The 338-nt window shown below is 61.8% G+C and carries 1 pseudogene (running past one end of the window); it reads left to right on the forward strand.

Annotation, left to right across the window (positions count from 1 at the left end):
* Positions 1–338: pseudogene (locus A1830_RS22325) on the forward strand (type IV secretion protein Rhs); its annotated part runs 473 nt beyond the window's last position; the annotation flags it as partial.

Raw genomic sequence — 338 nt, forward strand, 5'->3', positions numbered from 1 at the left:
TGGAACCGCCAGGGGCTGCTGACACAGCGCACCGACTGCTCCGGCAGCGTCATCCGCTTGACGTATGACCGGTTAGGTCAGCTCCTGAGCAGTGAGGACGCAGAAGGCAACATCACACGCCGCGAATGGAACGATGCAGGCCAGCTTACAGCTCTTATCCGCGCCGATGGCAGTCAGGAAACGCTGTTGTGGAACGAGCACGGGCAGCTCACCGCCTGGCATGACCCGCTGGAAAGCGACGTGCTCTGGACGTATAACCGCCTGGGGCAGCCGCTCAGTCAGACCGGCCGCAACGGTATCATGCGTCGCTGGCACTATGATGCACGAGGCAATCTGCT

The sequence above is a fragment of the Erwinia sp. ErVv1 genome, from assembly GCF_900068895.1.
In the GTDB taxonomy this organism is placed as follows: Bacteria; Pseudomonadota; Gammaproteobacteria; order Enterobacterales; family Enterobacteriaceae; genus Erwinia.